Here is a 697-nt window from a genome sequence, read left to right as displayed (position 1 = left end):
ACGGCCAAGGTGAGCCATACCTGGTTGCGCATAGTCAGGTGACATATCTTTACCGGCGGAATTTTCGGTAACACTGCCGGTATCGACACCGCCAATCACGGCTTTATCGTCGGTGCCGTTAATGGTCACTGTCACCTTCTGTTCGGTGCCATCAACCGAGTGAACCAGCACGGTATCCGTGAGTGATTCACCCGTTTTTAAGCCTTGAATCGCGGCTTGTGCGTTATCGGCGGTGTAGGTCCAGTGGCCATGCTCGTTAATAGTGAGGCTGCCGTACTGGCCTTGAAGACTGGTGGCAACAAACTGGTTTTGTCCGCTGTCAGGATCGGTGATAGTTAGTACACCATCAGCGTGGATCATTCCTTGATGAACGTTTTTATCTTCAGTCAAACTTACTGTACTAGTTCCCGCGATTTGAGCCTTATCATTGACGGCTGCTAAGATGGTGCTGGCACCGGTGTGGGTTATGCCGCCATGGCCATCTTTCACATCGTAAGTAAAATGCACCTCACCGTTGTAGTCTTTTTCTGGTGTGAAGGTAAAGCTGCCGTCACCATTAATTAATATCGAACCATGGTCGGCGTGCAGGTTTTCAATAGTTAGTTTACCCGCGTCATTGGCATCCACATCGACAGTGTTTGCCAACAGTTGAGCGGTCGTCAGCGTTTGGCGTGTATCTTCAGTGCCACTTTGTAGT

At 49.9% G+C, this 697-nt stretch carries 1 protein-coding gene; it reads right to left on the bottom strand.

Going from position 1 to position 697, the window contains the following annotated elements; genetic code table 11:
- The coding region (locus L2731_RS19495; RefSeq protein WP_249254892.1) for a VCBS domain-containing protein at positions 1 to 697 on the bottom strand (697 nt) is incomplete at both ends.

The organism is Shewanella aquimarina (genome assembly GCF_023349185.1).
Classification (GTDB): domain Bacteria; phylum Pseudomonadota; class Gammaproteobacteria; order Enterobacterales; family Shewanellaceae; genus Shewanella; species Shewanella aquimarina.
Note: the sequence above shows the minus strand (reverse complement) of the source record. Positions and strands in the feature narration are given on the sequence as shown.